This window comes from Thalassoroseus sp., from assembly GCF_984380535.1.
The window spans coordinates 1-5,161 of record NZ_CFHRBF010000043.1; the positions used below are offsets into that span (position 1 = coordinate 1).

6 protein-coding genes are annotated in these 5,161 nt (G+C 54.9%); all 6 read left to right on the forward strand.

Annotation, left to right across the window (positions count from 1 at the left end):
* Positions 1-599 (forward strand): type I-C CRISPR-associated protein Cas5c (gene cas5c / locus AC5DDB_RS29750; protein WP_491743407.1); only part of this gene is annotated, 599 nt, incomplete at its 5' end.
* Complete coding sequence (gene cas8c, locus AC5DDB_RS29755) at positions 596-2,314, forward strand: type I-C CRISPR-associated protein Cas8c/Csd1 (RefSeq protein ID WP_491743408.1); 1,719 nt, start codon at positions 596-598, stop codon at positions 2,312-2,314. The genes cas5c and cas8c, both read left to right, overlap by 4 nt.
* 2 nt (positions 2,315-2,316) lie before the next feature.
* Positions 2,317-3,216, forward strand: a complete 900-nt coding sequence (cas7c, locus tag AC5DDB_RS29760; RefSeq protein WP_491743409.1) for a type I-C CRISPR-associated protein Cas7/Csd2 — start codon at positions 2,317-2,319, stop codon at positions 3,214-3,216.
* A 21-nt stretch (positions 3,217-3,237) separates the two neighbouring features.
* On the forward strand, positions 3,238-3,966 hold the full coding sequence (gene cas4 / locus AC5DDB_RS29765; protein WP_491743410.1) for a CRISPR-associated protein Cas4: 729 nt from the start codon (positions 3,238-3,240) through the stop codon (positions 3,964-3,966).
* An 18-nt stretch (positions 3,967-3,984) separates the two neighbouring features.
* Complete coding sequence (gene cas1c, locus AC5DDB_RS29770) at positions 3,985-5,010, forward strand: type I-C CRISPR-associated endonuclease Cas1c (protein WP_491743411.1); 1,026 nt, start codon at positions 3,985-3,987, stop codon at positions 5,008-5,010.
* A gap of 51 nt (positions 5,011-5,061) precedes the next feature.
* Positions 5,062-5,161 (forward strand): CRISPR-associated endonuclease Cas2 (cas2, locus tag AC5DDB_RS29775; RefSeq protein ID WP_491743412.1); only part of this gene is annotated, 100 nt, incomplete at its 3' end.

Below are 5,161 nucleotides of genomic sequence, written 5' to 3' on the forward strand. Positions count from 1 at the left end.
GGCCCGAAATGAAAGTCGAGCGGGTCAGTTACGACGTGATGACGCCCTCGGCGGCGCGGGGCGTTTTGGAGGCAGTTTATTGGAAGCCACAAATCGGGTGGGTGATCGATGCGATTCACGTGCTCAGCCCGATTCGGTTTACGAACCTCCGGCGGAATGAAGTCGATTCGAAGATTCCTGAGCGGTCAGCTCGACAGGCGATGTCAGCAGGCAGCGGGCGAATGGGGATTTACATCGAAGAGAGTCGTCAGCAGCGCGCCGCCACGATTCTGCGAGACGTGGAATACGTTATTGAGGCCCACTTTGAGCTTCGTAGTACCGACGACCCACCGCAGAAACACTACGAAATGTTCAAACGCCGGGCCAAGAAAGGACAGTGTTTTCATCACCCTTATCTAGGTTGTCGAGAGTTCCCTTGCGATTTCGAATGGGTCGAACCCAACGAAGAATTGGAAACCCTCCCCATCACTCGCGACCTCGGTTGGATGCTGCACGATATCGACTTTGCGGACAACATGACGCCCAGCTTTTTCAAAGCCGAACTGATCGACGGTGTCCTCCGCGTGCCGCCATTGGATTCGCCGGAGATTGTCCAATGATTCTGCAAGCTCTCTCGGACTACTATCAACGAATGGTGCAGGACCAGGACTCTCAGATCGCAGAGTTCGGGTTTAGTCGACAGAATATCGCCTTCTGTGTCGTCCTCAATCCCGATGGCACTCTGCATGGTATTCGTGATGAGCGTGACGACAACGGCAAACGCCAGACCGCAAAATCGGTCGTCGTGCTTGGCAACAGCAAGCCATCCGGATCCGGTATCAATCCCTGTTTCCTCTGGGACAACGCCGCTTATATGCTGGGTTATAAACCGGATGACAACAAACCCGAACGTACGCAGCAGAGTTTTGAAGAGTTTCGCCGGCAACATTTGAATGCTGAAGCGAACATTGATGATCCCGAATTTTCCGCCGTCTGTCGGTTCTTGGAATCGTGGAATCCCGATGAGGCTGCAAATCATGAAACACTAACCGAGAACCCCACCGGTTTCGGTGTGTTTGCGATCCGTGCTCAAACCGGATACGTCCACGAGCGGCCAAAGATTCGTGACTATTGGCTAAGACAATTCACCGACAACAATCAATCCGAAGTCACGGGACAGTGTCTTGTGACTGGCCAATCCTCACCGCTTGCCCGATTGCATGAACCGAAAATCAAAGGCGTCAACGGTGCTCAAAGTGCGGGAGCCTTGCTAGTCTCCTTCAATGCCGACGCTTTTGAATCTTACGGCAAATCTCAAAGCTTCAACGCCCCAGTCTCCGAACGCACCGCGTTCCAATACGCCACCGCCTTGAACACACTCCTCCAACGCGATAGCCGTCAGCGAATTCAAATCGGCGACGCGTCCACGGTTTTCTGGACCGATGCCCACACAAAGGCGGAAGAGTTCTTTGGTCGATTGATTGAACGGTACGAAACCGAAGACGAAGCCACAAAACTCGAAGTACAGACCGTCCTACAGCAGATTGCGAACGGTGCGTATCCCGATGAACTCGGCAAGCCGGAGACGACTTTCTACATCCTTGGTCTCTCGCCAAATGCCGCTCGTGTTTCGGTTCGATTTTGGGAAGTCAGCAACCTCGACGAAATGATATCCCGACTGCGACGTCATTTTAACGATCTGCAGGTCGAACGACTCTCTGATCGCGACCCGGAGTTTCCAACGTTTTGGCAGCTCCTGCGGGAAACCGCTCGTGAAACCAAAGACATTCCGCCGCTGCTTTCCGGAGCGCTCATGCGGGCGATTCTCGGTGGAGCAAACTATCCTGATGTGCTCTATCACGCCGTTTTGCGGCGGATTCGGGCCGATCGGCAGGTGAACTATCTGCGAGCGGCCATGCTCAAAGCGTACCTCAATCGTAACAAAGATAAGGAGTTGTCCGTGTCCCTAGACCCCGTGCGTCCCGAACCGGCTTATCATCTCGGTCGGTTGTTCGCCGCGTTGGAAAAAGCCCAGGAAGAAGCACTTCCTGGCATCAACGCGACCATCAAAGATCGCTATTTCAGTTCGGCTTCCGCGAGCCCGGCGGGTGTATTCCCACGACTGATTCGCATGAACCAACACCATGTCGGCAAGATCGAACGCCGCGACTATCGATTAACCCACGAGAAACGAATCCAAGAAATCATGGATCGACTCGATGGGTTTCCCGCTCATCTGAATTTGAATGATCAAGGACTGTTTGCTGTCGGCTATTACCACCAACGCAAAGACATCTTTACTAAAAAAGACAACTCGACAACTGAGGAAAACTAGTGATGCAACACCGCTATGATTTCGTGTACCTGTTTGATGTCAAAGACGGCAATCCGAACGGCGATCCCGATGCTGGGAATTTGCCGCGGATCGATCCGGAAACCGGACAGGGGTTAGTCACTGATGTGTGCCTGAAACGCAAGATTCGCAACTTCGTCGGTCTCGTCAAAAAAGAACAACCACCGTATGAAATTTATGTCAAAGAAAAAGCTGTGCTGAACCAGCAACATCAGCGGGCCTATTCGGCACTAGAAATCGATCCTAAAAACCGAGCGAAAGATGCCGCCAAGAAGGACAAGGCGGCGACCAAAGCCGAGGAAGATCGCAATCTCACGCGCTGGATGTGCACCAATTTCTTCGATATTCGCGCCTTTGGTGCCGTCATGACAACCGAAGTCAACTGCGGCCAAGTTCGCGGGCCGATTCAGTTCGGTTTTGCTCGCAGCATCGATCCAATCATCTCGCAGGAACACGCTGTCACAAGGTGTGCCGTTACGACGGAAAAGGAAGCCGAGAAGCAATCCGGTGACAACCGCACGATGGGTCGCAAGTTCACCGTGCCTTACGGACTGTACCGCGTGCACGGTTTCATCAACCCACACCTCGCCGCCCAAACCGGCTTCGATGAAAACGGCGACGACCTGGAACTATTCTGGAAAGCCCTGGAGCAAATGTTCGAGCACGACCGCTCCGCCTCACGAGGCGAGATGTCGCCACAAAGTTTGGTCGTCTTTAAACACGAGTCCAAACTCGGCAACGCTCCCGCTCACAAATTGTTCGAACGAGTGACAATTACGAGAAGCAACGGTGACGAACTCGCCACTCGGTCCGCAAAGGATTACACCGTCAAAATCGACGAGTCGGAGCTTCCAGAAGGAATCACAATCGAGAAACGCATCTGACGAATCGAAAGTGGTTCTCCTATGCATTCTGAAGACGATCTCATTCCGATTTCCGCCTTGCAACACGTGTTGTTTTGCGAACGGCAGGCGGCGCTCATTCACGTTGAGCGGCTGTGGGCGGAGAATCGGTTGACGGCGGAAGGCAAGGTGCTGCACGAGAAAACGCACAGCGAACGCGTCGAAACCCGCGGTCGCGTGCGGATCGTGCGGTCACTGCTCTTGCGATCGCTTCGGCTCGGATTGTTTGGACGGTCGGACGTCGTCGAATTCACTCCGCCGGATTCGGTGACCAATCCGGCAGCCGTCTTTCGAAAGTGGGGCCAGGGCAAAACAGTCGATTGGACTGCATGGTGCATTACGCCCATCGAGTACAAACGCGGCAAGCCCAAAAAAGACGGTTCCGATCGGGTGCAACTTTGTGCCCAAGCCATATGCCTAGAAGAGATGCTCGGCGTGACGATTGTTAGCGGTTCGTTGTTTTACGGCCAACGCAAACGTCGTACGACAGTCCTGTTCGACAGCCCGCTCCGTGAGCAAACCGCAACCGCCGTCAGTCGCATGCGGGAACTCATCGAAACCGGCACGACTCCGCCCGCCATCTACGAACCGAAATGCGATAGCTGTTCGCTGATCGAACTCTGTCTGCCCGAAGCGACCACCGGACGACGTCGGGTCCGGCAGTTTCTGGACAATCAATTTGACAAACATCTCGAAGCCCACGGTCCAACGACCGACATGTCCTACTCTTGAATCACGCAAGGGCCAACGATGAAACGGCATCTCAATACGCTGTTTGTGGTGACCGATGGCAGTTATCTTTCCAAGGAAGGTCAAGCTGTCCGCGTGAAGGTGGAGAAGGAAACCAAACTGCGGGTGCCCTTGATCAATCTCGACGGCATCGTCTGCTTCGGACGCGTTGGAGCCAGCCCGGCGTTACTCGGTGCCTGTGCCGAAGCTGGCGTAACCGTTTCGATGATGAGCCGACACGGTCGGTTGCTCGCGCGGGTGGTCGGTTTCACGCCTGGCAACGTGCTGCTCAGACGAACGCAATATCGCGTCGCCGACGATCCTGATCAATCTGCAGCTATCGCCCGCAATATTGTCGCTGCGAAAATTGCGAACTGTCGGAGCGTGCTGCTGCGAAGTGCTCGCGATTCGTCCGACCCGCAGACAAAAGACTCCCTGCAAGCTGCCGCTCGTTCCATGGAAAACCCACTGCGGGAAGCGCGGCAGGCCCAGACCGTCGATGCTGCTCGCGGTTACGAAGGCGAAGCAGCGGCCACCTATTTTCGTGTTTGGAACGACTTGCTTGGTGGCAAGGGATTTGTGATGAACGGCCGCAGTCGTCGCCCGCCTCTCGATCCGGTCAATGCGTTGCTGTCCTTCATCTACAGCTTGCTCAGCCACGATGCCCGCAGTGCCGCCGAAGCGGCCGGTTTGGATTCGCAAGTTGGTTTCCTCCATCGTGACCGGCCTGGTCGCCCGTCGTTGGCTCTCGATTTGATGGAAGAACTTCGCCCTTTCCTCGCCGACCGCGTGGCTCTTAGCTTGATCAATCGCGGCCAAGTCACGCTCAACGGGTTTCGGACGAGTGAATCGGGAGCGGTCGTCATGGACGACGATACCCGCAAGACCGTGCTCTCGACATATCAAAAACGCAAACAAAATGAACTCACTCATCCATTTCTTGGTGAGAAGACCACGGTCGGTCTGCTGATTCACCTGCAAGCTCGGCTCTTGGCTCGTCATCTGCGGGGCGACCTCGACGAGTACCCACCATTCCTCTGGCGTTAGGCCGGTGTTTTCTTTCGGGAGGTTTCCATGTACGTTCTCGTGACCTAAGATGTGGCCACCGCCGATGCCGAGGGTCGCCGACGTCTTCGTCGTGTCGCCAAGACCTGCCTGGACTATGGCCAACGAGTACAAAACAGTGTATTTGAACTGT